This is a genomic window from Paenibacillus allorhizosphaerae (assembly GCF_042659105.1).
In the GTDB taxonomy this organism is placed as follows: domain Bacteria; phylum Bacillota; class Bacilli; order Paenibacillales; family NBRC-103111; genus Paenibacillus_G; species Paenibacillus_G allorhizosphaerae.
Map to the genome: position 1 here is coordinate 48,342 of NZ_JBHSRV010000011.1, position 22,412 is coordinate 70,753.

Genomic DNA, 22,412 nt, shown 5'->3' on the forward strand with positions numbered 1-22,412 from the left:
AAACCGCTGCCTGATCGATGGGCCAAGCCAGTCGTCGCCTTACAGATGCACGCCGGGATCGAAGCCGTTGTAATCGTTGCCCGACGGATCAAAGGGCGGGTTGGCATCGTTATAGGCGCCGCTTGATTTGTTCACGTACTCCGAAGAAGACAAATCCGGCTCTCCGTCTTCCTGCTCTTCCCCGATGAAATGGGCAGGTATCGCAATAAGATCTTCCTGGTTATATGCCATGGCGTAAGCGGACGTTTCGCCAGGAGAACCTTCATGCTCAACAATCAGACCTCCGTACGCCTGTACGATTTCGAGCGCGGAAGTTAAATCATGCCGATCCACGATCACGTGCAAAATGGGCTGCGCTTCTTGATGGAAACTCACCCGGTAGCCTAACTCGTCCAGCATATCCTGGGCTAGATGAGCCGACTCCTGCGTTTCGAATTGGAAAAATATCGGTGCGCTGCTCATTGATCTACCCTTCCTATGTGAAATGAATTTTAAGTATCGGCATTAGCATACCCACAAGGACAGGAAGCTTATTCCTTTCTTGCATCCGGTCCCCGCTCTGACATAGTGTCTTCTCTTGCAGCATAGGATGGTAGCAGCATAGGGGATATTCGCCCCTAACCGACTTTTATAAAAAAGAGGTGTGTTCGTGTGTCCACTTTCCCGCCAGAACAACCCGGCCCCGTGTCACAGGAAGATGTGCAGGCAAACAAATGGATCGCTGCGGCTGCGTACATTTTGTTTTTTCTTCCGCTGCTTGCCGCCAAAGAATCACGTTTCGCCATGTATCACGGCAATCAAGGGCTTGTACTGCTGCTGACCTCGATCGCGGCGAACATTGTGTTCAGTCTGATCCCGCTGCTCGGGCTGCTGCTCGTACCGCTCGCTAACTTGGCGCTGCTCGTGCTCGCGATCCTTGGTATTTTGAATGCCGTGAACGGAACCATGAAGCCGCTTCCGCTGATCGGTAGCATCAGTATCATTAAAGTTCCGTAAGTAACGAACGCATAAAAAAAAGCAATACACCGTTCATACGAATGACGTTACATAAACCGTTCTCCGGCAAGTCCTTGGCAAAAGGGCTTTCGTAGACCGCGGTTTTTTTTGTTGATTCATGAAATATTAATACATTTGCCGGTTGTCTGAGGAATTGAAATTTGTTATTCTTGACAAAATGAATGGGATATGTAATATTTAGTAGTACTAGTTCCACTTTACCGCTTAAAAGCTTAAAAGCCGCGAAGCGATCCCGTTATCATCATTCATTTTGGAACGATGCCCGGTTCAGTTGTACCGCGGCGCTACATGAGAGGAGTTAATGATTCATGACCAGAGACAACCACAGCATTCTGGACTGTACCATCCGTGATGGCGGATTAGTCAACAATTGGGATTTTAGCGTCCAATTCGTTAAAGATATGTATTACGGACTTAGCGAAGCTGGCGTTGAATATATGGAAATCGGCTATAAAAACTCCGCGAAGCTGCTGAAAGGCGCGGATGCGGGACCTTGGCGCTTTTTGAACGAAGACTTCCTCAAAGAAGTCATTACGAACAAGACCGATACGAAGCTTTCCGCGCTTGTCGATATCGGCCGTGTCGATGAGAAAGATATTTTGCCTCGCGACCAAAGCTTGCTCGATCTGATCCGCGTCGCCACTTACATTAAAGATGTGGATAAAGCGCTTGACCTGGTTCAGAAGTTCAACGGCTACGGATACGAAACATCGATTAATATTATGGCGCTCTCCCACGTTATGGAGAACGATCTGAACGAAGCGTTCGAGGAAATCAACAAGAGTCCGGTAGACGTCGTCTACATCGTGGATTCGTACGGAAGCATGGATTACAAGGATATTGACTACCTCGTATCCAAATTCCAGCGGCTGCTGCCGGACAAAAAACTCGGCGTACACATGCACAACAATATGCAGCTCGCCTTCTCCAATACGATCATGGGCGCAAGCAAAGGCGTTCAATTCCTTGACACGTCCGTGTACGGCATGGGACGCGCAGCGGGCAACTGCCCTACCGAGCTGATCGTAAGTCATTTGAAACATCCAAAGTACGACGTTCGTCCAGTCCTCGGCATTATCGAGAAGCATATGATCGCTATGCGCGAGAAATGGGAATGGGGCTACATTATCCCTTACATGATCGCCGGTGTATTGAACGACCATCCGCGTGCCGCGATGGCGCTTCGTTCCAGCGACGACAAAGATAAGTTCGTCGAATTCTACGACAAGCTGACATCGCCTGAAGTGATGCCGACGAATCATCATTCCGATTAATCGGTAACCGTACAAGACAGCCCGGCTCTTGTTCCTTTCGGAGGAACAATGCCGGGCTTTATTTGTTGCCGTAGCAGGCTGCCATTCATTGCGGGTGCAATCCTAATGCCCATGTGCCTGTTCGGGGCAGACTTCCCCTCGCGCCAAACGAATACGGGCACTTGCACCTTCATGATACAATGAAGATAACTAGAGCGAGCTTCCTTGCGATCTTTCCCAATACGCCGACTCCTCCATTGGATCGATGCTTTTCCCGATGTTCACGATAAAAGGAGAGTGCTCTGCTAATGACGCCAACCGTTGCTTTCAAAATGCCGAAGCAATTACTAAACCCCGCCAGCGGATATTTGACAGGCTACAGTCATACGCTCAATCCGTATGTCGGCTGCGCGTTCGCCTGCTCTTACTGCTACGTCCGTGAAATGCCGGTGGCCAAATTTCGCGGCGAGCCGTGGGGCACGTGGGTGGACGTGAAGCAATCGGCCGCTGCGCTGCTCGCAAAAGAGCTGAAGAAGGCGAAGCGGAAAGGACCGGTAACGATCTTCATGTCGTCCAGCACCGACCCTTACCAGCCGATCGAATACAAGACGCAGCTCACCCGCTCGCTGCTTGAGCTGATGACCGCGCAGGAAGCGCCCGACTTCCTGTTTGTCCAGACGCGCAGCCCGCTCGTGACGAGGGATATTGATCTGCTGCAGCAGCTCGGTTCGCGCGTTCGCGTCAGCCTTACCGTCGAGACCGATCTCGAGCCCGTGCGCAAGGCATTCTCTCCGGCAGCACCGCCGATCGCAGCTCGCTTGCAGGCGCTCCGCCGACTAACGCAGGCCGGCGTGCCGGTGCAAGCCTGTCTATCACCGGTGCTGCCAAGCAGCGATCGGTTCGCCGAAGCGCTCGTCTCGACCGGGGTAACCCGGTTCTGCATCGACGACTTCTTTATGGGCGACGGCAGTTTGGGCAAGCGCACCGAGCGTCTTGGCATACGCCGTATTCACGATCAGCTTGGCGCCCAAGAGTGGTACGACCGATCCGCTTATTTGCAAGTAGCGGAGCAGTTGAAGCGACTTGTTCCCGAAGAGCGCGTCTTTATTAGTCAATCCGGCTTCCTGCCCTGATCGGCTACGGCTCTACCCGCAAGAAGGAGACGGGGTCGACTTTTTTGCCGGACCGATACTCGCTTGGTGTCGCCCCGACGAGCGTCCGAAATACTTTAATGAAATAATTGGCATACTCAAACCCGCACTCCGCGGCAATCATTTGTACCGTTTTACCCGTATGCCGCAGCATCCAGGCTGCCTGCTCCACCCGGATTTTCCGCAAGTATTGACTTGGCGTCAAGCCTGTCTTCTTATGAAACTGGCGGCAAAAATGATATTTCGTCAGCCCTGCCGCCGACGCCATATCGTCTACGGACAAATCGTTTCGATAGCTGCCCTTCATCAGCTTCACCGCAGCCCGGATCGGTCCAGGCAGCTCCTCCGTCGCACGCACGATATCCCGTCCTTCCGCCAACCGATGGAGCCCCATCATCCACTCGTACAGCCGCGCCGAAATCGTAAATTTATCGAGCTGCGGGTTGTCGTATATTTCTTTGTACAATCGGCTGAGCACGGCGACGGGTTCCAGATGCTCGCGGAAGCTCAGCACAGGCCCCATCTGACGTATAATTTCCGTGCAATGGTTCACCGCATCGATCCCATTGATCACAACGTACAGAAACTCCCATTCCGCTGCGTCTTCGGGCAAATAATACTCCTGATCCCCCGGTACGACCGTCAAAAATCCCGTATCCTTCGTAAGCGTATAGAATGCTTCACCGTCCCGAAGCATTCCGCGTCCGGCGAGCGTGTACTGAAACACGGCATAGCCGCCTCCCCGCCGCTCGCCATGCCATCGATACGCCGGCGAGCTGACCCGATCCCATCCAATATTGATCAACCGGATCGGCAAACCAGCCCCGCTCCAATATTTGAACCCGAAACTCGACCGGCTGCAAGCTTCATGAGGATAGAGCAATATCGTCGCATCCTTTCGATAATATGTTATCATTGTAAGCCCTTACCGATTTCCTTTATTATGAAATTGCCTTGGACGTCATGTCAATGAAAAATCCATATATCGTAATCATGGAGGGGAATGCATTATGTTGCAAATTGCTATGATCGGTGCGGGAAGCATCGGCTTCACCCGCAGGCTTGTGATGGATCTCTTGGCGGTGGAAGCATTTCGGGATGCGCAATTTCGTTTCATGGATATCAACGAAGAGAATTTGAAGATGGCCGTAGACTTGTGCCGGCACATGATCGAGCACAATCAGTTGCCCGCAACCATTACCGCCACTACGAACCAGCGTGAGGCGATTGCCGGGGCGGACTACGTCTTTTGCACCGCACGCGTCGGCGGGCTGGAAGCGTTCCGTCATGACATCGAGATTCCGCTGCGATACGGCGTAGATCAATGCGTCGGGGATACGCTTGGACCCGGCGGCATTTTTTTCGCGCTGCGCACCATTCCGGTTGTGCTCGATATCGCCCGCGATATGCGGGAAGTTGCGCCGGAAGCACTGCTGTTAAACTACTCCAATCCGATGGCTATGAATACGTGGGCATTGCGCCGTGCCGGCGGGGTGCGCAGCGTCGGGCTGTGCCACGGCGTGCAGCACAGTCACGCCCTGATATCCAAAGCGCTAGGCCTCCCAAAGGAAGAGGTCGACTACACCGCAGCAGGCATTAATCACCAGACCTGGTTCGTGCGCGTATCGCACGAAGGGCGCGACCTGCTGCCGGAAATCCTTCCCGCTATGGAGCGTCATCCCGAGATTGCAGAGCGGGAACCTTGCCGCATTGACGTACTGCGCCGCTTCGGCTACTTCTCGACCGAATCAAACGGCCATCTCAGCGAATATTTGCCGTGGTACCGCAAACGGAGCCGGGAAGAAACCGCAAAGTGGATTTACGATAAAACCTGGATCGGCGGCAAAACCGGAGGTTATTTGCACCACTGCCTTAGCCGCGGGGATGAATACAAGGAAAATTATCCGAGGTGGCTCAGCGGAGAAAAAGAGTTTATTCGGCTCGGCGACCGCTCGGAGGAACACGGCTCCTACATTGTGGAGGCGCTCGAAACCGGCAAAACGTATCGCGGCCATTTCAACATCGCCAACAACGGCTTGATCACCAATCTGCCCGACGGCTGCACGATCGAAATTCCGTGCTACGTCGACCGGAACGGCATTCAGCCCACCTTTGTCGGTGACCTGCCGCTAGCCTGCGCCGCCACGTGCCGCGCCAGTATTAGCGTCCAGGAAATGGCCGTCGAAGCGGCGCTGACGGGAGACCGGACGCTCGTCAAGCAGGCCGTGCTGCACGACCCGCTGACCGCCGCGGTATGTACGACGGATGAGGTGTGGCGCATGTGCGATGAGATGTTCGATGCGCTCGCGCCTTGGCTGCCGCAGTTCAACGGCGAGGGACGCACATGGCAAGACATCCCGCTGCCGAGCGGCGGCCGGCTGTAACGATGAAAGCAAGTATAAAAAAGCTCCTATATCGCGGTGAAATCCATTCACCGCGATATAGGAGCTTTTCCTTGATCGGACTTCTCAGGACGGATTAGCGGAAATCCGGCGGAATACGGCGTGCCACACCGGTTAGTATTGCCGCTTCGATAATCGCGTGCCGAACTTTCGTTACAACTTGCTCATTGAATATACTCGGAATAATGTAATGCTCGTTCAATTCCGCACTCGTTACGACCGAGGCGATGGCGCGCGCGGCGGCGAGCTTCATCGGCTCGTTGATGGAGCGGGCCCGGCAATCGAGCGCTCCCCGGAATATGCCCGGAAAGCAAAGTACGTTATTAATCTGATTCGGATAATCACTTCTTCCGGTAGCCAATACGCGCACATGCGATTGGGCTTCGTCCGGGTCGATCTCCGGCTTCGGATTGGCGAGCGCAAATACGATACGGTCCGGAGCCATCGTGCAAACGTCCTCTGCGCTGAGCAGTCCGCCGCGGGATACGCCGATGAACACATCTGCTCCGCGAAGCACTTCCTTCAGGCTGCCTTCGGTCTCTTCGACCTGAGGCTGCTCCGCCAGCCATTGCCACATCGGGTACTCGTAGCTGTTGCCCCGTACGATGGCGCCATGCCTGTCCACTGGAACAAGACGCGTAACGCCGGCGGCGAGCAGCATTTTGCAGATCGAAACGCCGGCGGCGCCGATCCCGTTTACAACGACTCTTACGTTTTCAATCCGTTTGCCGACAACCTTCAGCGCATTCAGAAAACCGGCGAGCAGCACAACCGCCGTTCCATGCTGATCGTCATGGAATACGGGAATATCGAGCTCCTCCGACAGCCGTCTTTCGATTTCGAAGCAACGCGGAGAGCTGATATCCTCCAGGTTGATGCCGCCGAAGATCGGGCTCATCGCTTTAATCGTCCGGATGATTTCTTCCGTATCTTTCGTATCGAGACAAATCGGGAAAGCGTCCACGCCCGCTAATTGCTTGAACAGCATGGCCTTCCCTTCCATGACCGGCGCCGCCGCATGCGGACCGATATCGCCGAGGCCGAGAACGGCGGTTCCATCGGTGACGACAGCGACGGTATTTCGTTTAATCGTCAAGGAGTAGGCTTTATCCGGATTTTCATGAATCGCCGTACATACCCGCGCAACCCCCGGCGTATATACACGGGACAAGTCATCCCGGTTTTTGATCGGCACATTGGGCTGTACCGATATTTTGCCGCCCAGATGAACGAGGAACGTTCGGTCGGAAACGTTAATGATTTTGATGCCGTCATACGCTTTTAACGCATCAACTACTGACGTCTCCGCCGACTCCGCCACATCCACGGTAATATCGCGTACGGAAGATTCTTTGCCAGGCCGAATGACGTCAATCGAAGTAATGTCGCCCCCGGCTTTGCTGATCGCAGCCGCTACATCGCCAAAACTGATCTTATCGTGATCCAGTTCCACCCGAAGAATAATGCTCGTTTGCGCCATGACTACCCTTCCTTTTATGTATATTATTATTATCGGGCCTACAGTTGGCTGCCAGCATCCAATAATCATTACACTGAAATCGTATCATGACATTCTATTATTACGCAATGCATCCCTTTACAGCACCACATTAGTATATCATAAATAGAAAACGAGTACTCCCTGCACCTTTTTACAATAATTGTTGCATCAGCCTAGCGAATGTAACCAACCCATGCACGAACTGCCGGTAACGCAATAGGTTATTTACCAGGCTTAGCCTTGCCCGCCGCATTTTTGAGCATCTCCGCGTTCATCGGGCCGGGGTGCTTATCGCGAATGATCCCTTCCGCATCGATAACATACGTTGCAGGATAGGCGTTCACCCGATACTGCTTGCTGACGTCTCCCTGCTTGTCGAGCGGGATCGGAAACGTAATCGCCCACTCTTCAATCCAGGCTTTCACGACCGGTACGCTCACTTCCGTCGAAGTCGCATTGACGCCGAGAATGACGGTCCCTTCGGCCTGATGCGCGTCATAAAACTGTTGCATCTCCGGCATCTCCGCACGGCACGGCGGGCACCATGTCGCCCAAAAATTCAAAATAACCGTCTTCCCCCGATAATCGGACAGCTTCACTTGCTGTCCGCTCAGCAGCGTTAATTCAAAATCCGGAGCCTGCTGCCCTACCTTTAGCCCGGTCGCGTCTCCCGCTTGGATCGCTGCTCCCGGCTTGTCCCATAAATTGACGGCAAGCGATTGAACGAGTGCGTAGCTGATGAGCAGCATCACGGCCCATTGTGCCGGCGGCCTGAACTGAGCCGAAGGTTTCGTACGCAGCCACAGCACGATCATTACAGCCTGCACAATGGCCGTAACCCCATGCGTTAGTCGGTGATCCTCCCCAATAATTGTAAGCAAAGCCAAATAAACCGTGTACCCCCCAAAAATGGAGACAAGCACCGAATCGATATAATCGGGTACATTCATTTTTAGCTTGCGCGCGGAAAACAAGATGTACAGAGCGGCCACCAGCGCCGCTATCCAAGCGCCGCGTACGCCTCCGCTAAAATAGAGCAGCAACATGGGATTGCGAAGCACGCCGAGTCCTCCGAACAAGAGCAGACTCAGCTTCCAGCTTATGACCCACAGCAGCACGGCATTCACGATAACGGACCGAAAAGCCGATCCAAGTGCCGCCTGCTCCGACCGAATCCTCAATATGCCATAACCGGCTAGCGCCGCCACCACCGCGAATACGATATTTTTTTGCAATACCAGCGGTCCCCATATCCACGTGTCCATTCCGAATCGTTCACCGCTCTCTGTAAAAGTTATATTCCCATTGTGGGGCGACAGGAATTGTTTTGTCAAATGATGTCCTTGCTTGAGGGTTCCCGGTTGATCCCAATCGCAAAGCGCTCAGGCTTGTACATAAATACAACAAGAACTGCAGGAGGGATTCACTTGAAAAAACAGCTCGTTGCTTTGTTGCTCGCCGCTACCGTAACCGCAGGATTCACAGGTCTTCCGGCCGGGCAAGCCTATGCCGCCACGCCTACTGCCATCATTGTCAGCGGGGTCAACTTACGTGTACAGCCGGATGTCAATTCCCGCAGCTACGGTTTGCTGAAAACCGGTGAAAAGGTTACGATATTAAGCCAAGCGAACAGTTATTGGTATCAGGTTCGCGACAGCCAAGGCCGGACAGGTTATGTTTCGACCAACAGCAAATATATTAAAACGTCCGGCAGTACAAACGGCGGCAATAACAGCGGAGTGACCGATTCCAGCAGCGTACGCGCCCGAATCATTAGCGCCGGCAAAAAATATTTGGGGACCCCGTACGAATTCGGCTCTGACCGTTCGAATACGCGCACCTTCGACTGCTCCGATTTTGTAAGACAAGCATTCAAAGACGGCGCCGGCATTACGCTGCCGAGCGATTCCAGAGGTCAAGGCGCTTATGTCAAATCGATCGGCCGAACGACGACCAACTGGCGCAATTTGCAGCCCGGCGATCTGATGTTCTTCATGGCTTACAAAGGAACGAGCGCATCCGCTTATCCATCCAACACATCTGGACAAACAATTGCTCATGTCGGCATTTATTTAGGCAACGGCCAAATTTTGCATACGTATTCGAAAGACTCCGGCGGCGTCCGCATCGACAATATTGCCGGCAAGCATTGGGAAAGCCGCTTTATTTTCGGCGGAAGCGCTATAAAATAATCGTTACCCCTCGACGCATACCGCCTCTTCGGCTTCGAAGGGGCGGTTTTGATTTTTACATAAAGGGACGTGACCGGCTGAATGCGACATCGTGACGGCCGCAAATATGGTATGATGGACATGGTGCCTTTGATTACATACATATTGCATGGATGATACAAACCAATAGGGGGCGTTGCTTATGCTGATCGAATTGCTTGGGCGTATCGAAGAGGAGCCGGTGCTGGAACTTCTGTCGTGCGCCGTATTTCCCGATCCGGAGGCGATAGCGCGAACGGTCCAGCTTTATAAAACGGACGAGGCGATGGAACTGCTAGGCCTGGAAAAGGACGGCGCGCTTCTTGGCATCGCCGGATTTCAGACAGATCCGAACAACCGTCTCCGCCTGCAGCACATCGCCGTGCATCCGGAATACCGCGGACAAGGCTACGGAAGAGGTTTGCTGCTTGAGCTTATCGCTTTGAAACAGCCCGCTGCGATTGTCGCGGAAACCGACGAGGAAGCGGTCGACTTTTACCGCAATGTCGGTTTTGTCGTTACCAGCTTGGGCGAGAAGTATCCGGGCGTCGAACGATTTCACTGCATCTATGAAGCGGAGCCTGCCCAGGAAGCGGATGACCTGTAAACCATCCTGGGTGGCCAGCGCAAGTCAAAACCATTTATAGATTGGAAGGATCGCATGAATCGACCGTCAACGAACATTATGAACGTTCCGTTCTCCAAATTGACTTTTGTAGAGACGCTGGATCATTTGTCGGAGATGTTGGAGCAAAAAAACAGCGGCTCGCGGCCATATCATCTTATCACGGCAAATCCGGAAATCGTTATGAAATACCAGACGGACTCCGAACTGCGGACGATTATGGACGAGGCCGATCTGATTACGCCGGACGGCAGCGGTATCGTGCTCGCTTCCAGATGGCAGGGAGATCCGATCGCCGAGCGCGTGACAGGTTGCGATCTGCTGACGGGATTGCTGGAAGAAGGAAATGGGCGGGGCTGGTCGTTCTATTTCCTTGGCGCCGACGAGAACACAAGCCGGCTTGCCGTGGACAAAATCACAACGCAATACAGCCGGGTACGTATCGCCGGACGGCATCACGGTTTCTTTCCAGCGGATGAAGAAAAGGCTATCGTCGCCGAGATCTCGGCGGCTCGGCCGGATGTACTGGTGGTAGCATTGGGAGCGCCGGCAGCGGAAAAATGGATCTATCGGAATAAACAACAGCTGAACGCGAAGTTAGCTCTAGGCGTCGGAGGAAGCTTGGACATTATCGCCGGCAAGGTCAAACGTGCGCCGTTGATATGGCAGCATCTGCATCTGGAATGGCTGCACCGGTTATTATCGCAACCGTCGAGATGGAGAAGGCAGCTTATTTTGCCTGTATTCGCCATGAAGACGTTAATGGAGGGACGCCGTCGCGCCCGTTCCTAGCACGAGCATACAAAAAAGCCTTTCCCGAAGGAAAGGCTGAAAGATCGCTCAATAAGTGCCTAATATCGCATCGATCACCGGCTTTGTTTCACCGCCGGGATATAAAATATAGAGTAGGACGTACACGACCACACCGGTCGGCGCCGTCAGCAACCAGATTACGGCCGTGATACGGCCGATTTTTTTATGCTTGGCGAAACGCTTATTGAATGCATGAAGCAGCGTTACGATGCCGAAGACGGCAGCGACGGTCGCCAGCGTAATATGGAAAATCAAAAAGATATGATATGCCAGCTTCAAACTGTCCGGTCCGCCGAATGTCGTGTTGCCCACAAACAATGTACGGCTCATGTAAATCACGAAAAACGCCAGAGCAAAGCCTGCCCCCCACAGCATCAACTTCTGATGCGTGTCCCGATGTCCTTTAACAATATGATACCAGCCGAATGCGACGAATATCGCACTGATGACGATAAAGCTGGTACTGATCGTAGGTAATATCGTCACGATTAACACACCCATTCTTCATTTCGTTATTGGTTCTATCAAACTCCTATTAAACTACGCTCCATTGACATTGCCTGCCGCTTGCAAAAACGCCAAATCTTCCTCTTCTTCTTTTTGACGCTCTCTGTTGTACCAGCGGTAGAAGCAAAAGGCCAGCGCCACCCCGTATACGATCTCTTGAACGATCTTCATAATAACGCCGCCAAGCTGTTGATCGTCCAGCATCGGAAGCAGCAAGTACTGCTCGGAAACGGAAGCGTACATTTCGTACATTGGGTGTGAGGCAAAAATAATCAACGCGCAAGCAGGAGTCAGCAATATGCCATTAACGAAGATATACCCTATCTTCTTCAAATCGGACAACCGGTTATACTCCGGAAGCGGGCAAAAAATAAGGAACCACATTTGAAATGCGGCGAACAGGAAGACCGCTTTGTACAGCCACAGCATCAGTTCGCGAGCCATCAGCCAATCCATTACCATAGGAATATGGTACATGGAAAAAATAAAGTTAAAGAAGAAAAGCGCAAAGAGCGGATGAGTCAGCGCGCGCATCACACGTTTGCTGCCTTCGCTTTTCAACCCGGCCCGAAGCAGCCATCCCGGAAGACCGACAAGGAAAAACGGCGGCATGATCAGATACAAAATCGATTGTTGAAACATATGGACGCTGAAGAGATAGTGCATCCCATAAAAAGCAACCGGCGTTCCTTCCGCTATATACCATAGCGCAAGCCCGGTCCAAAAGTACAGCTTCTTCTTAAGTAGAACCGGTTCGCTCTCCGGAAACCGATCCCTCCACCGACCCACCGCAAATGTATATAAGACACCGACTACAACCAACAAGAGCAACAGACCCGGACTCCACAGCTGTGTGAACGTCGGAACGGCCTCATGGCCCGTATGTGAGACGTGTGAATTCATTGTTCATTGCGGCTCCTCTCTGTCAACCGGTATGGCTACCGGAAAGGTTTGTGTCGAATTCGTGAAAACTTTCGCAATCTTATGCAAAAGAGAGGGGCTTTCCTGATGAAAAGCCGCCTCTCCCCCTATAACTGCCCGCTGAGTCTTATCTCAGAAGAACAAACGTATATTACCACCATAGCCAGAAAACGGCCATCGCTACCGCGGTTAATGCGACAAAAGCTCCGAAACAAAGACCCAATATCGGAAAGAAATGCCCGCGGTCTTTCATATGCATCCAGTATGCCAATTGGAAAATGATTTGCACAATGGCCAGGCCAACCAGAAACATGATAATGAATGAACGATCCAATCCACCGTACAGTACGATGGCGAATGCCAGCATGGTCAGTACGATCGAAATGATGTAGGACAAATAGTGGTTTTTCGGTCCTTCTTGGCGGTGACGCTCATGCCCCACTGTTGTATGGTGTTGGCTGCTCATTTACGGACCCACCTTCCCCATCAGGTAAACTACTGTGAAGATAAACACCCACACGACGTCGATAAAGTGCCAGTACAGGCCGGCTACGTAAAACTTGGGCGCCGTTACAACCGTCAAGCCCTTTTTCATACTGGAGATGATCAATAGCGTAATCCACAAGACACCGAAAGCAACGTGCGCTCCGTGGAATCCGACGAGCGTATAAAAGGATGTTGCAAATGCGCTCTTACTGAAAGTATGCCCTTCATGGACGTATTCCATGAATTCATAAATTTCAAGACCAAGGAACCCCAGGCCAAGCAACACAGTGATGGCGAGCCAAAGCTGCACTTGTTTCAAGTTGTTGCGGTGCAGTGCCATTGTGGCAAATACGCTGGTCAAAGAACTCGTTAACAAGATAAAGGTGGACAGTGCTACAGTGCTCAGTACGAACAAATGCTGCGCCGTCGGGCCGTCCGGCACCTGGTTGCGAAGCGCGATGAACGATGCAAACAGCGTACCGAACAATACGCACTCGCCGCCGAGGAAGAGCCAGAAGCCCATTACTTTGTTCTTGCCTTCCAAAGTAGCCGTTTCCGCGTGAGGTGGCAGGGCGCCGCCTACTTCATGATGTGCTGCACTCATGCCTTAACCCCCTTATCATTCAACTCTTCAGGTTCGATATGGAAGCCGTGATCATCATATACCGAACGAAGGAACATGCAAATGAGTGTAATACCTATACCGATAATGCTGACGATATAGTTGTGATACATGAACCCGTAGCCCGAGATAAACAGGCCGACGGACATAACAAACGGAAGAATGGACGGCGAAGGCATATGAATCGAACCGATCGGCTCGGCCGGCGTCATTTCTTTGTTGCCTGCCATTTTCTCTTTCCAGAAAGCATCCAACCCGCGAACAAGCGGCGTTTGTTTGAAGTTGTATTCCGGAGGCGGCGAAGGAATCGTCCACTCCAGCGTACGTCCATCCCACGGATCGGCAGGCGCGTTCATCGGCTTGCTGTTCGTTGCGATCGCGTTGATCAGGAAGACGATCGTACCGATACCCATCAAGATGGCACCGATCGTACTGATAAAGTTACCTTGTTCCAGCCCTACGCCAGGCTGATACGTAAACACGCGGCGCGGCATCCCCATAAGTCCCAGGAAGTGCTGCGGGAAAAACGTCATATGGAAACCGATAAAGAAGGTCCAGAAGTGAATCTTGCCAAGCGTTTCGTTCAGCATGCGGCCGAACATTTTAGGCCACCAATAGTACATCGCCGAGAACAAGCTGAGCACTAACCCGCCGACGATAACGTAGTGAAAGTGAGCTACCACGAAATATGTATCGTGATATTGGAAGTCTGCCGCAGGAACCGCGAGCATAACCCCGGTAACGCCACCCATAACGAAAGTCGGAATAAAGGATGTTGCGAAAATGTTTGCCGTTGTGAAACGGATCTGCCCGCCCCACAGGGTGAACAGCCAGTTAAAGATTTTAACACCCGTCGGTACGGCAATCGCCATCGTCGCAACCCCGAAGATCGCATCCCCGACGGCTCCGATCCCTGTCGTAAACATATGGTGAGCCCATACCATGAAGCCCAGAAATCCGATCAGCGCCATTGCAAATACCATCGAACTATAACCGAACAGGCGCTTTCTGGAGAAGGTCGATACGACTTCGGAAACGACGCCGAATGCCGGTACGATCAAGATGTACACTTCGGGGTGACCGAAGATCCAGAAGATATGTTCCCACAATACCGGGTTACCGCCCTTCGATACATCGAAGAAGGCTCCCTCGAAAATACGGTCGAACATCAGCTCGACAAGACCTACGGTAATTGCAGGGAAAGCGAACAAAATCAGAAACGATGTAATAAAGGCCGCCCATGTGAACATCGGCATTCTCATGTAAGTCATTCCCGGCGCACGCATATTGATGATCGTTACCAGGAAGTTGATGCCCCCGATCAGCGTACCGATACCGGCAATCTGAAGACCGAGCACGTAGAAGTCCAAGCCTTTAAAAAGACCGGAGCTATCCACGATGCCGGACAGCGGCGGGTATGCCGTCCATCCCGCATTCGGTGCGCCACCCAGAAACCAGGAAGTGTTCATGAGCAAAGCTCCGAAGAAGAACAACCAGAAGCCCAGTGCGTTTACGAAAGGAAACGCAACGTCGCGCGCTCCGATCTGCAGCGGAATAACGGCGTTCATGAAGGCGAATATAACCGGCATCGCTGCGAAGAAGATCATGGTCGTACCATGCATCGTGGTCAGCTGATTAAATGTATCGCCGATAAATATTTTTTGATCCGGATACAGCAGCTGAAGCCGAATCAAAATCGCTTCGATCCCGCCCAACAAGAAGAACAGGCCGCCTGCGATAAGATAAAGTATGCCGATTTTTTTATGGTCCACCGTGGTTAGCCAATCCATTAGCCCGGTGTATCGTTTGACCTTGTGTTCGTGAGCCACCTTAGTTTAACCTCCTTTTTCCCTGATGCTCGTTACTTCAACTTCAGCGAGTTCAAGTATTTGACCAAATCGTTGAGCTGTTGATCCTGAAGCGGCTTCGGTCCAGTCGGGCCGAAGGCCGGCATCTGAGCGCCAGGCTTAACGGATTGCGGATCGGTAATCCACTCTTTCAACTTCGCATCGTTATGCGGAAGTATACCTGCAACCAGTTCGCGGGATGCAAAACCGTTCAAGTTCGGGCCAGCACCGAGCCCCTGTGCATTCACCGCATGACAGGATAAGCAGTTGTCTTTAAATACTTGCTCGCCGGCCCTGGCATCCGCCGGGATAACGGCAGGCGTTTTCATCTTGGCGACCCACTGATCGAATGCAGCCGAATCCATCGATTTCACTTTAAAATCCATCAACGAGTGGGACGCGCCGCAAAGTTCCGCACATTTTCCTTTGAACGTGTCCACTTCGTCCGCTTGTAAATAAAAAACGTTCGTGAGGCCCGGGTTTGTATCCATCTTACCGCCGAGCGAAGGCACCCAGAAGGAGTGCTTTACGTCTGCGGCAGTCAGTTCGAACGCGATTTTTTTATTCGTCGGAATGACTAGATCTTGCGCCGTCGAAATGCCGAGGCTCGGATATTCAAACTGCCACCAGAACGCATGCGCCGTTACCTTTACATGAAGTGCATCCTTGTTCTCGCGATGATCTTCGAGCGCCTTAAAGGTATACTGTACGGTTGGCACCGCCAAAATCAGCAAGAGGATAATCGGAATAACCGTCCAAATGATCTCGAGCGTATGGTTGCCTTCCACCTGCTTCGGAACGATATCTTTGTCGCCTTTTTTCTTTCTGAAGCGAACCAAGACATAGATGTAAATTAAAAATACGACCACGACGACCAGAAGCATGATCCCGAAGCTTAATTTCATCAGGAACAGCTGATCTCTGGCCACGGGACCTCTTGGCTTCAAGGCGGATATCGTCTCGTCTCCACACCCCGTTAATAGCATCATCATCAACCCGAAAAGCGGGATGAAGCGCCATAGATTTTGCCATCGATTCATCTTATCAATCCCACCTTAAAAGCTTTTTTTCGTACAAAAAAGGTCATTTCCTGTCAATGAACCTAATCACCATATTAACTATAAATTCGTGTCCGTTTTTTGTCAATGAATCTAGGGAAGTTCACAAAACGTTCGGAACTCCCGATTTCTCTAGGGTTTGCAGCCTCACGCCTCTACTTGTTTATTTCCATTAAGCGGGGTATTTATGCATGTTTTGCCCTCGTTCCATGCACCTGCATAAATCGCTTTTTGGGGCCCATCCTAAGACAAGAGTACACCAAGAAGGAGGTTACCACTGTGCGAACCATTCGTTATTTGCTTATCGCCGTCATGACAGGGGCTTCCATGCTCACAGCCGGCTGCTTCAGCTGGTACGATTACAACAGCGCGAGCAATTACGGCAGCAAAAGAGATTATCCGCGGCAAGATACATCCCGCGCTTATCAGACTCAGCAGCAGTATTCCCCGGTTTCCCACAAAGTAACCAAGCTGGAAATGAATCAAATGTTATCGGATCAGGTGGCCGCCATGAACGGCGTTAGCAGCGCCATCGTCATGATGGGCGACAATACCGCCTATACCGCGATTACGTTCGACAGCAGCGCTTTCGGAACGAGCGGCAGAAACGGCGTCTCCGGCAGAAGCACGGAAACCAACAATTACGGCCTCGTCAGAGGCTTGTACAATCCGGGCGACCCGCTGAACGATTACGCTAACCCGGACGATCTGATTTCCGGCGTCAGCGGCGCGCAGACGCAAATGCACCATGAACGTCTGTCCCACATGTTCAAGCAAAAGATCGCCGAGAAAATCCGTTCGCTCGATCCTTCCGTCAAGGACGTCTATATTACGGCAAATCGCGTCGTCGTCAACGAGTTTAACCGTTTCGCTCAGGAAAGCTGGCACGGCCGTTCGCTGGAACCTTATCGCGAGCAATTTATACAGCTGATGACCTTGACGTTCGGCACGAATCCGACTATACCGAATCAATCGGAAGCAAACGGTAGAGAATATTAGGAAATGATCCTCTGCACAAGGCGGCCGCCGCGTGCAGTTTCTTTTTGCTTGGGATTAAGGTAGAATGCAACTATTAAGTAGAAGGAATACATCTGAATAATGGTTCCAACAAGGAGATAATATAATATGAAGAAAAACGACTTTACCGCTCTCGGCGTCAGCGAACCGGTGGCGGAAACGCTGCGTGCGCTCGGGATTACCGAACCTACTCCGATTCAAAAGGAAGCGATTCCTGCCGTGTTCGCCGGCAATGATATTGTTGCACAGGCACAAACAGGTACCGGAAAGACGCTGGCTTTCGTGCTGCCGATGCTGGAGCAGATTAATCCGGAACTGCCGCACGTACAAGCATTGATCGTTACGCCCACTCGGGAGCTGGCCATTCAGATCGCCGAAGAGGTCAAACGGCTTGCGCCAATCAAGAAGCTTCGCGTCTTGTCGGCATACGGCGGCCAAGACGTCGAAAGGCAAATCCGGAAGCTCGAAGGAAACATACATATAATAGTAGCGACACCGGGTAGACTGCTGGATCATGTGCGCCGGGAAACGGTGCATTTGCACAAGCTTTCCATGCTCGTCCTCGACGAAGCGGATCAAATGCTGCATATGGGCTTTCTCCCCGAAGTGGAGCAAATCATTTCCGTAACGCCAAGCCGCAGGCAAACGCTGCTCTTCTCGGCCACGATGCCGCCGCGTATTCGCGATTTGGCCAAAGCTTATATGAAGCCGGCCGTCGAAATCGAAGTAAAAGCGAAGCGGATCACGCTGGATGAAATCGAACAGGTCATCGTCCAGACGACGGACCGCGGCAAGCTGGATGCGTTATGCAAAGCGATGGAAGAAGACCCGCCGTATTTGGCGATGATTTTTTGCCGTACGAAGCTGCGCGCGAGCAAACTGAATGACGAGTTGCTTGAGCGGGGCTATTCCTGCGATGAGCTTCACGGCGATTTGACCCAGGCGAAGCGCGAGCAGGTTATGAAGCGGTTCCGCGAAGCGAAAATCCAATTCTTGGTTGCGACGGACATTGCGGCCAGAGGGTTGGATGTGGAAGGCATAACTCATGTATACAACTACGACATTCCGCATGATGCGGAAAGCTACATTCACCGGATCGGGCGGACCGGACGGGCGGGGCAGACCGGCAAAGCGATCACGTTCGCCGCACCGCGGGACGCGCAATATCTAGAGCTGATCGAACGCGGGATCAAGATGACGCTGTCGAAGCGACCGGGACGCGGCCAGAGCGAACGCGAAGCGGAAGGCGCGGGGCAGGCATCCCGACGGACCGATGCAAGATCCGGCAAGCCAGCGCAAGGCGGCGGCAGACGCGGGCGCGGAGCAGCAGGCGCAGGTCCAGCGCGCGGGACAAGAGGCAAGACCGCCGCACCCGCATGGCAAGCGGCGGAGCAGGAGGGCGATGCATGGCGCGAGAACGCGCGAGCGAGCGCCGGGCGCGGCACGCGAAGCCGCGACGCGGCAGCGGGACGCGGGCGCAGCGCAGAGCAGCGAGGCGGACGACGCCCAGCCGGCACAGGCGCGGCTGAGCGCGAGGTACGGGGCAACGGCGCGGAGCCTGCGTGGAAGACGGAGCGAGGCGGCAGCGGGCAGCGCCGCAACGCCCACGCGGGCGGCGCTCGCGGCAACGGCGCCGTGTCGGAACGCGGCACCGGAAGGGTGCCGAGGGCAACGCAAGACGCCGATTGGTCTAATGCGTCGCCCGGCCGGCGGACTGACGGCGGCGAACGCAAGTCCGGCGGCGGCCGAGCGGCCGCCGGTCGTGGCGGTGCCCCACGCGGGCGCAGCGGCGAAACGTTCCGAGCCACCGAGCGAGGCGGTGCCCCACACGGCGGCAGCGAGACAGCCCGAGCAGCCGAGCGAGGCGGACGGGCGGGAAGCGCGGCGCGTACAGATCGCGGCAAGAGCCCGCGCGGGCAAAGCCGCGGCAGCGCAAAACCCGGCGGGCAAGGTTCCCGCGGAGCGACGAACAAGAGCGGCGGCAGACGCAAAAGATAAACCGCCGCTTCTCAAAGCGCTTTACCTCCTCTGCCAAAGCATGTAAAATAAAGGCAGGTTCATCGGCAAGGAACTGCACTTTCCCAAACGAAGGAGGTTTCCTATGTACGAGCTGAATGAGAAGGAACTTATTTTTGTTTTTACAGGCCCGAACGGCGCCGGTCGAAGGACGGTCGCGCAAATGTCGGGCAGTACGCTGGGGATCAAGCAGGTCATCTCGTACACGACGCGTCCTCCCCGCTCTTCCGAGGTGGACGGGCAAGATTACCATTTCATTACCGCTGAGCAATTTTCGGATGCCGAAGCGAATAATGCGTTTATCGAGGTTATTGAATTTGGCGGGAACCGTTACGGAATCAAGGAGCAAGACGTCGCCGACATGATCCAAAAGTTCGGCGCAGTGTATTTGGTTCTGAACCGGCATGGTGCCGAGCAGCTCAAGTCCACATACGGCGAACGCGTCGTGCGCATCTTCATCTACGCCGACCGGGAAACGGTCCGCCAGCGCGAAGAAGCCCGCGGCGATTCACCTCAGCTCATCGAACGCTATATGTCCCATTACGAAGAAGAAATGGCCTATAAAGATGCCTGTGAGCATGTTTTTGAGAATATCGATTTGGCTCATACCGTATTCGATCTGACCAAGACGCTGGACGATACGTACTTGCATCGCAATTTGCTCGATCTGGATTAACGCTCCGTACGACGACAACGCACAAAGGACCGACAGGCTCTGTAAGGAGCTGCGGTCCTTTTGTTTAAACTTACGCAGGAGGCGATTGCTATGCCTATCATATCCATTGAACCGACACCGAGCCCGAATACGATGAAAATCAATCTCACCAGCCGCCTGCCTGACGGCGTTAGACAAACGTTCACGCGGGAGCATGCCGGTCTCGCTCCGGAACCTGAGCTTCAAAAGCTTCTGGCGATTCCCGGAGTCAAAGGGCTGTACAGAGCCGCCGACTTTATCGCATTGGACCGGACAGCGAAGGGAGACTGGGAGCACATATTGGCGGAGGCGCGCGACATTTTAGGCGAATCGCAGGCAAGCACCTCCGCCCCTGGCAATGTGGCGGAGACTGCCGCTCCCTCCCCGGATGCCGGTTTCGGCGAAGTGAAAGTGCTGCTCCAGCATTTCCGCGGCATCCCGCTTCAAATTCGCGTATCGAACGGGGCCGCGGAGCAGCGGGCCGCGCTGCCGGCCCGTTTCAGCGATGCTGCGATCCGCGCCGCTTCCGCGTCTCCGAATCTCATCAAGGAGCGGACGCTGGACGATTGGGACATCCGTTACGGCGAGCTGAATGATGTGCTTGATGAGGTGCTGCAAGAGCTGGATGCTTCCTACAGCGACGAGCAGCTCGAACAATTGATCGTTCAAGCCGAGGCCGGGCCCGCAGCCGGAGATGCCAAAGAGCTCGCGGTCGCCGGACGCACCGAGCTCACTTACGAGCAAACGGAGCGCCAATTGGACGCTCCCGACTGGAAACAGCGTTACGCCGCGCTGCAGCAAATCAAACCTTCCGACGAGACGCTTCCGTTATTGCTAAAGGCGCTGGACGATGAACAATCGACCGTCCGCCGTTTGGCGGCTGTCTACATCGGCGATTTGAAAGATCCCGCAGTGCTGCCCTACCTGTACCGTGCGCTGCGCGACAGCTCCGCTTCGGTCCGCCGCACGGCGGGCGACACGCTGTCCGATCTGGGCGATCCCGCGGCACAGGAAGCGATGATCGGCGCATTAAGCGATTCGAACAAGCTTGTCCGTTGGCGGGCGGCGCGGTTTCTGTATGAAGTCGGTGACGCGCAAGCGCTCCCTGCGCTTCGCGCGGCGCAGGACGATCCGGAATTCGAAGTCCGGATGCAAATCCGAATGGCGCTGGAGCGAATCGAAGGCGGGCAGGAAGCGGAAGGCTCCGTGTGGCAGCAGATGACGCGACGCAACCGTACGAACAAAGAGTAACCGCGAAATGGTTTCGAATCCGTCGCCCCCGTTATCCATATGAACCCGGTCATTGCGATTATATCAACGTCTCCCCATGATTCAGCAAGTAAAGCCGCTCTGGCGCAAGACCGCGTCTCGACCATTCTGCAAGCAGCCGGTCAAGAGCCTCCCGCGGCGTATCGTTGGATAACCGGAATGCGCCGTAATGCATGGGGATAAACCGTTCTGCGCCGCAGTCGAGAAACCCCTGTACGGCCATTTCCGGATTTACGTGCTGCGGTGACATGAACCATTCCGGTTCATAGGCACCGATCGGCATGAGCGCCGTACGGATCGCGAATCGTTCTCCTACCATTTGAAATCCGGAAAAGTAGCCCGTATCTCCAACAAAATAGATGGCACACCGCCCTTCCCTTTGCAGCGCCGGCTGTATAACCCAGCCGCCCCAGTGCGACGTATTCGTATCGAACAGCGATCTACGGGTCCAGTGCTGCGCCGGTACAAAGTTGAGCTCCACGGCTTCCAGACGCACGCTTTCCCACCAATGAAGCTCGGTCACCGAATGAAATCCCTCCAAGCGCAGCTTCGCGCCAAGTCCGTGCGGCACATACAGCCGCAATCCTCTGTTCATCCTTTCAATCGCCCGCAAAGAAGGCAGGTGCATATGATCGTAATGACTGTGCGACAACAGCACCGCATGAATGCGAGGCAGCTCCGCAAGGTGCAGACCCGGTTCGGAAAGACGTGTGCCAAGCCCCATTCGCTTGGCCCATACCGGATCAGTAAGCAAGTTCAACCCGCCCATTTGGATGAGAAATGTGGAATGGCCGATCCAGGTGACGGAAGTCTCCGACCGGTTGGAGCGCAGCCAATCGACATTTTTAGCCGCATGCTGCGGAATGCGGAACGAATAATCCTTCACCTTGGCCCGCTTTTCCACATTCCATTTGGAGAGCTGTAGCAGCGTCTTTTTGTTGCGGAACCCGCCCAAATTTTCATAGCGCTTACGTCTTCCCTTCATTGACGCTCCTCCTCCCTC

At 53.7% G+C, this 22,412-nt stretch carries 22 protein-coding genes; 11 read left to right on the forward strand and 11 right to left on the reverse strand.

All coding sequences use genetic code 11. The annotated features are described in order from the left end of the window. Nucleotides 1-39 precede the first annotated feature (39 nt). Entirely contained in the window at nucleotides 40-462 is a 423-nt protein-coding gene (locus ACFQI7_RS28545) for a hypothetical protein (RefSeq protein ID WP_218100882.1), read from the reverse strand. A 189-nt stretch (nucleotides 463-651) separates the two neighbouring features. On the opposite strand from ACFQI7_RS28545, the gene ACFQI7_RS28550 reads away from it, so the two are divergent. The 3 genes from ACFQI7_RS28550 to ACFQI7_RS28560 all read left to right on the forward strand — a co-directional run bounded on the left by ACFQI7_RS28550 (nucleotide 652) and on the right by ACFQI7_RS28560 (nucleotide 3,403). Further along, nucleotides 652-996 (forward strand): hypothetical protein, encoded by a 345-nt coding sequence (locus ACFQI7_RS28550; protein ID WP_218100883.1) that lies wholly within the window; start codon nucleotides 652-654, stop codon nucleotides 994-996. A 329-nt stretch (nucleotides 997-1,325) separates the two neighbouring features. Continuing rightward, nucleotides 1,326-2,291: an aldolase catalytic domain-containing protein gene (locus tag ACFQI7_RS28555; protein WP_218100884.1), complete on the forward strand. Its 966-nt coding sequence runs from the start codon at nucleotides 1,326-1,328 to the stop codon at nucleotides 2,289-2,291. Between the two features lie 287 nt (nucleotides 2,292-2,578). Then, nucleotides 2,579-3,403: an SPL family radical SAM protein gene (locus tag ACFQI7_RS28560; protein ID WP_218100885.1), complete on the forward strand. Its 825-nt coding sequence runs from the start codon at nucleotides 2,579-2,581 to the stop codon at nucleotides 3,401-3,403. 4 nt (nucleotides 3,404-3,407) lie between these two features. Here the strand turns inward: ACFQI7_RS28560 and ACFQI7_RS28565 are convergent, their stop codons facing one another. After that, a complete protein-coding gene (locus ACFQI7_RS28565; protein ID WP_218100886.1) occupies nucleotides 3,408-4,337 on the reverse strand; it encodes a helix-turn-helix transcriptional regulator in 930 nt (309 codons plus the stop codon). Nucleotides 4,338-4,431: 94 nt separating this feature from the next. Between ACFQI7_RS28565 and melA the strand changes: the two genes are divergently transcribed. Continuing rightward, a complete protein-coding gene (gene melA, locus ACFQI7_RS28570) occupies nucleotides 4,432-5,805 on the forward strand; it encodes an alpha-glucosidase/alpha-galactosidase (RefSeq protein ID WP_218100887.1) in 1,374 nt (457 codons plus the stop codon). A 94-nt stretch (nucleotides 5,806-5,899) separates the two neighbouring features. On the opposite strand, the gene ACFQI7_RS28575 is transcribed toward melA, so the two are convergent. Further along, complete coding sequence (locus ACFQI7_RS28575) at nucleotides 5,900-7,303, reverse strand: NAD-dependent malic enzyme (protein ID WP_218100888.1); 1,404 nt, start codon at nucleotides 7,301-7,303, stop codon at nucleotides 5,900-5,902. A gap of 242 nt (nucleotides 7,304-7,545) precedes the next feature. Continuing rightward, nucleotides 7,546-8,589 (reverse strand): peroxiredoxin family protein, encoded by a 1,044-nt coding sequence (locus ACFQI7_RS28580; RefSeq protein ID WP_218100889.1) that lies wholly within the window; start codon nucleotides 8,587-8,589, stop codon nucleotides 7,546-7,548. 162 nt (nucleotides 8,590-8,751) lie between these two features. Between ACFQI7_RS28580 and ACFQI7_RS28585 the strand changes: the two genes are divergently transcribed. The 3 genes from ACFQI7_RS28585 to ACFQI7_RS28595 all read left to right on the forward strand — a co-directional run bounded on the left by ACFQI7_RS28585 (nucleotide 8,752) and on the right by ACFQI7_RS28595 (nucleotide 10,951). Then, on the forward strand, nucleotides 8,752-9,516 hold the full coding sequence (locus ACFQI7_RS28585; protein WP_218100890.1) for a C40 family peptidase: 765 nt from the start codon (nucleotides 8,752-8,754) through the stop codon (nucleotides 9,514-9,516). A 181-nt stretch (nucleotides 9,517-9,697) separates the two neighbouring features. Continuing rightward, a complete protein-coding gene (locus tag ACFQI7_RS28590; RefSeq protein ID WP_218100891.1) occupies nucleotides 9,698-10,141 on the forward strand; it encodes a GNAT family N-acetyltransferase in 444 nt (147 codons plus the stop codon). A gap of 54 nt (nucleotides 10,142-10,195) precedes the next feature. Continuing rightward, a complete protein-coding gene (locus ACFQI7_RS28595) occupies nucleotides 10,196-10,951 on the forward strand; it encodes a WecB/TagA/CpsF family glycosyltransferase (protein ID WP_218100892.1) in 756 nt (251 codons plus the stop codon). A gap of 48 nt (nucleotides 10,952-10,999) precedes the next feature. Here the strand turns inward: ACFQI7_RS28595 and ACFQI7_RS28600 are convergent, their stop codons facing one another. The 6 genes from ACFQI7_RS28600 to coxB form a co-directional block, all read right to left on the reverse strand. Further along, nucleotides 11,000-11,473, reverse strand: a complete 474-nt coding sequence (locus ACFQI7_RS28600; protein WP_218100893.1) for a DUF420 domain-containing protein — start codon at nucleotides 11,471-11,473, stop codon at nucleotides 11,000-11,002. 39 nt (nucleotides 11,474-11,512) lie between these two features. After that, entirely contained in the window at nucleotides 11,513-12,382 is an 870-nt protein-coding gene (locus ACFQI7_RS28605; protein WP_218100894.1) for a cytochrome c oxidase assembly protein, read from the reverse strand. A gap of 169 nt (nucleotides 12,383-12,551) precedes the next feature. Next, nucleotides 12,552-12,866 carry a cytochrome C oxidase subunit IV family protein gene (locus ACFQI7_RS28610; protein WP_218100895.1) on the reverse strand — a complete coding sequence of 105 codons (315 nt, stop codon included), beginning with the start codon at nucleotides 12,864-12,866 and terminating at the stop codon, nucleotides 12,552-12,554. Beyond that, nucleotides 12,867-13,490: a cytochrome (ubi)quinol oxidase subunit III gene (locus ACFQI7_RS28615; RefSeq protein ID WP_218100896.1), complete on the reverse strand. Its 624-nt coding sequence runs from the start codon at nucleotides 13,488-13,490 to the stop codon at nucleotides 12,867-12,869. Further along, nucleotides 13,487-15,298: a cytochrome c oxidase subunit I gene (gene ctaD, locus ACFQI7_RS28620; RefSeq protein ID WP_218100989.1), complete on the reverse strand. Its 1,812-nt coding sequence runs from the start codon at nucleotides 15,296-15,298 to the stop codon at nucleotides 13,487-13,489. The genes ACFQI7_RS28615 and ctaD overlap by 4 nt, the downstream gene beginning before the upstream one ends. Nucleotides 15,299-15,369: 71 nt before the next feature. Next, nucleotides 15,370-16,395 (reverse strand): cytochrome c oxidase subunit II, encoded by a 1,026-nt coding sequence (gene coxB, locus ACFQI7_RS28625; RefSeq protein WP_218100897.1) that lies wholly within the window; start codon nucleotides 16,393-16,395, stop codon nucleotides 15,370-15,372. 297 nt (nucleotides 16,396-16,692) lie between these two features. On the opposite strand from coxB, the gene ACFQI7_RS28630 reads away from it, so the two are divergent. The 4 genes from ACFQI7_RS28630 (at nucleotide 16,693) to ACFQI7_RS28645 (ending at nucleotide 21,391) form a co-directional block, all read left to right on the forward strand. Beyond that, complete coding sequence (locus ACFQI7_RS28630) at nucleotides 16,693-17,412, forward strand: YhcN/YlaJ family sporulation lipoprotein (RefSeq protein WP_230415279.1); 720 nt, start codon at nucleotides 16,693-16,695, stop codon at nucleotides 17,410-17,412. A gap of 126 nt (nucleotides 17,413-17,538) precedes the next feature. Beyond that, nucleotides 17,539-19,428 carry a DEAD/DEAH box helicase gene (locus ACFQI7_RS28635; protein ID WP_218100898.1) on the forward strand — a complete coding sequence of 630 codons (1,890 nt, stop codon included), beginning with the start codon at nucleotides 17,539-17,541 and terminating at the stop codon, nucleotides 19,426-19,428. A 103-nt stretch (nucleotides 19,429-19,531) separates the two neighbouring features. Further along, nucleotides 19,532-20,122, forward strand: a complete 591-nt coding sequence (locus ACFQI7_RS28640) for a guanylate kinase (protein ID WP_218100899.1) — start codon at nucleotides 19,532-19,534, stop codon at nucleotides 20,120-20,122. Nucleotides 20,123-20,212: 90 nt separating this feature from the next. Continuing rightward, a complete protein-coding gene (locus ACFQI7_RS28645) occupies nucleotides 20,213-21,391 on the forward strand; it encodes a conserved virulence factor C family protein (RefSeq protein ID WP_218100900.1) in 1,179 nt (392 codons plus the stop codon). A 58-nt stretch (nucleotides 21,392-21,449) separates the two neighbouring features. Here the strand turns inward: ACFQI7_RS28645 and ACFQI7_RS28650 are convergent, their stop codons facing one another. Then, the gene (locus ACFQI7_RS28650; protein ID WP_218100901.1) at nucleotides 21,450-22,394 is read right to left on the reverse strand and encodes an MBL fold metallo-hydrolase; all 945 of its coding nucleotides are present in this window, start codon (nucleotides 22,392-22,394) and stop codon (nucleotides 21,450-21,452) included. Between the last annotated feature and the right edge of the window lie 18 nt (nucleotides 22,395-22,412).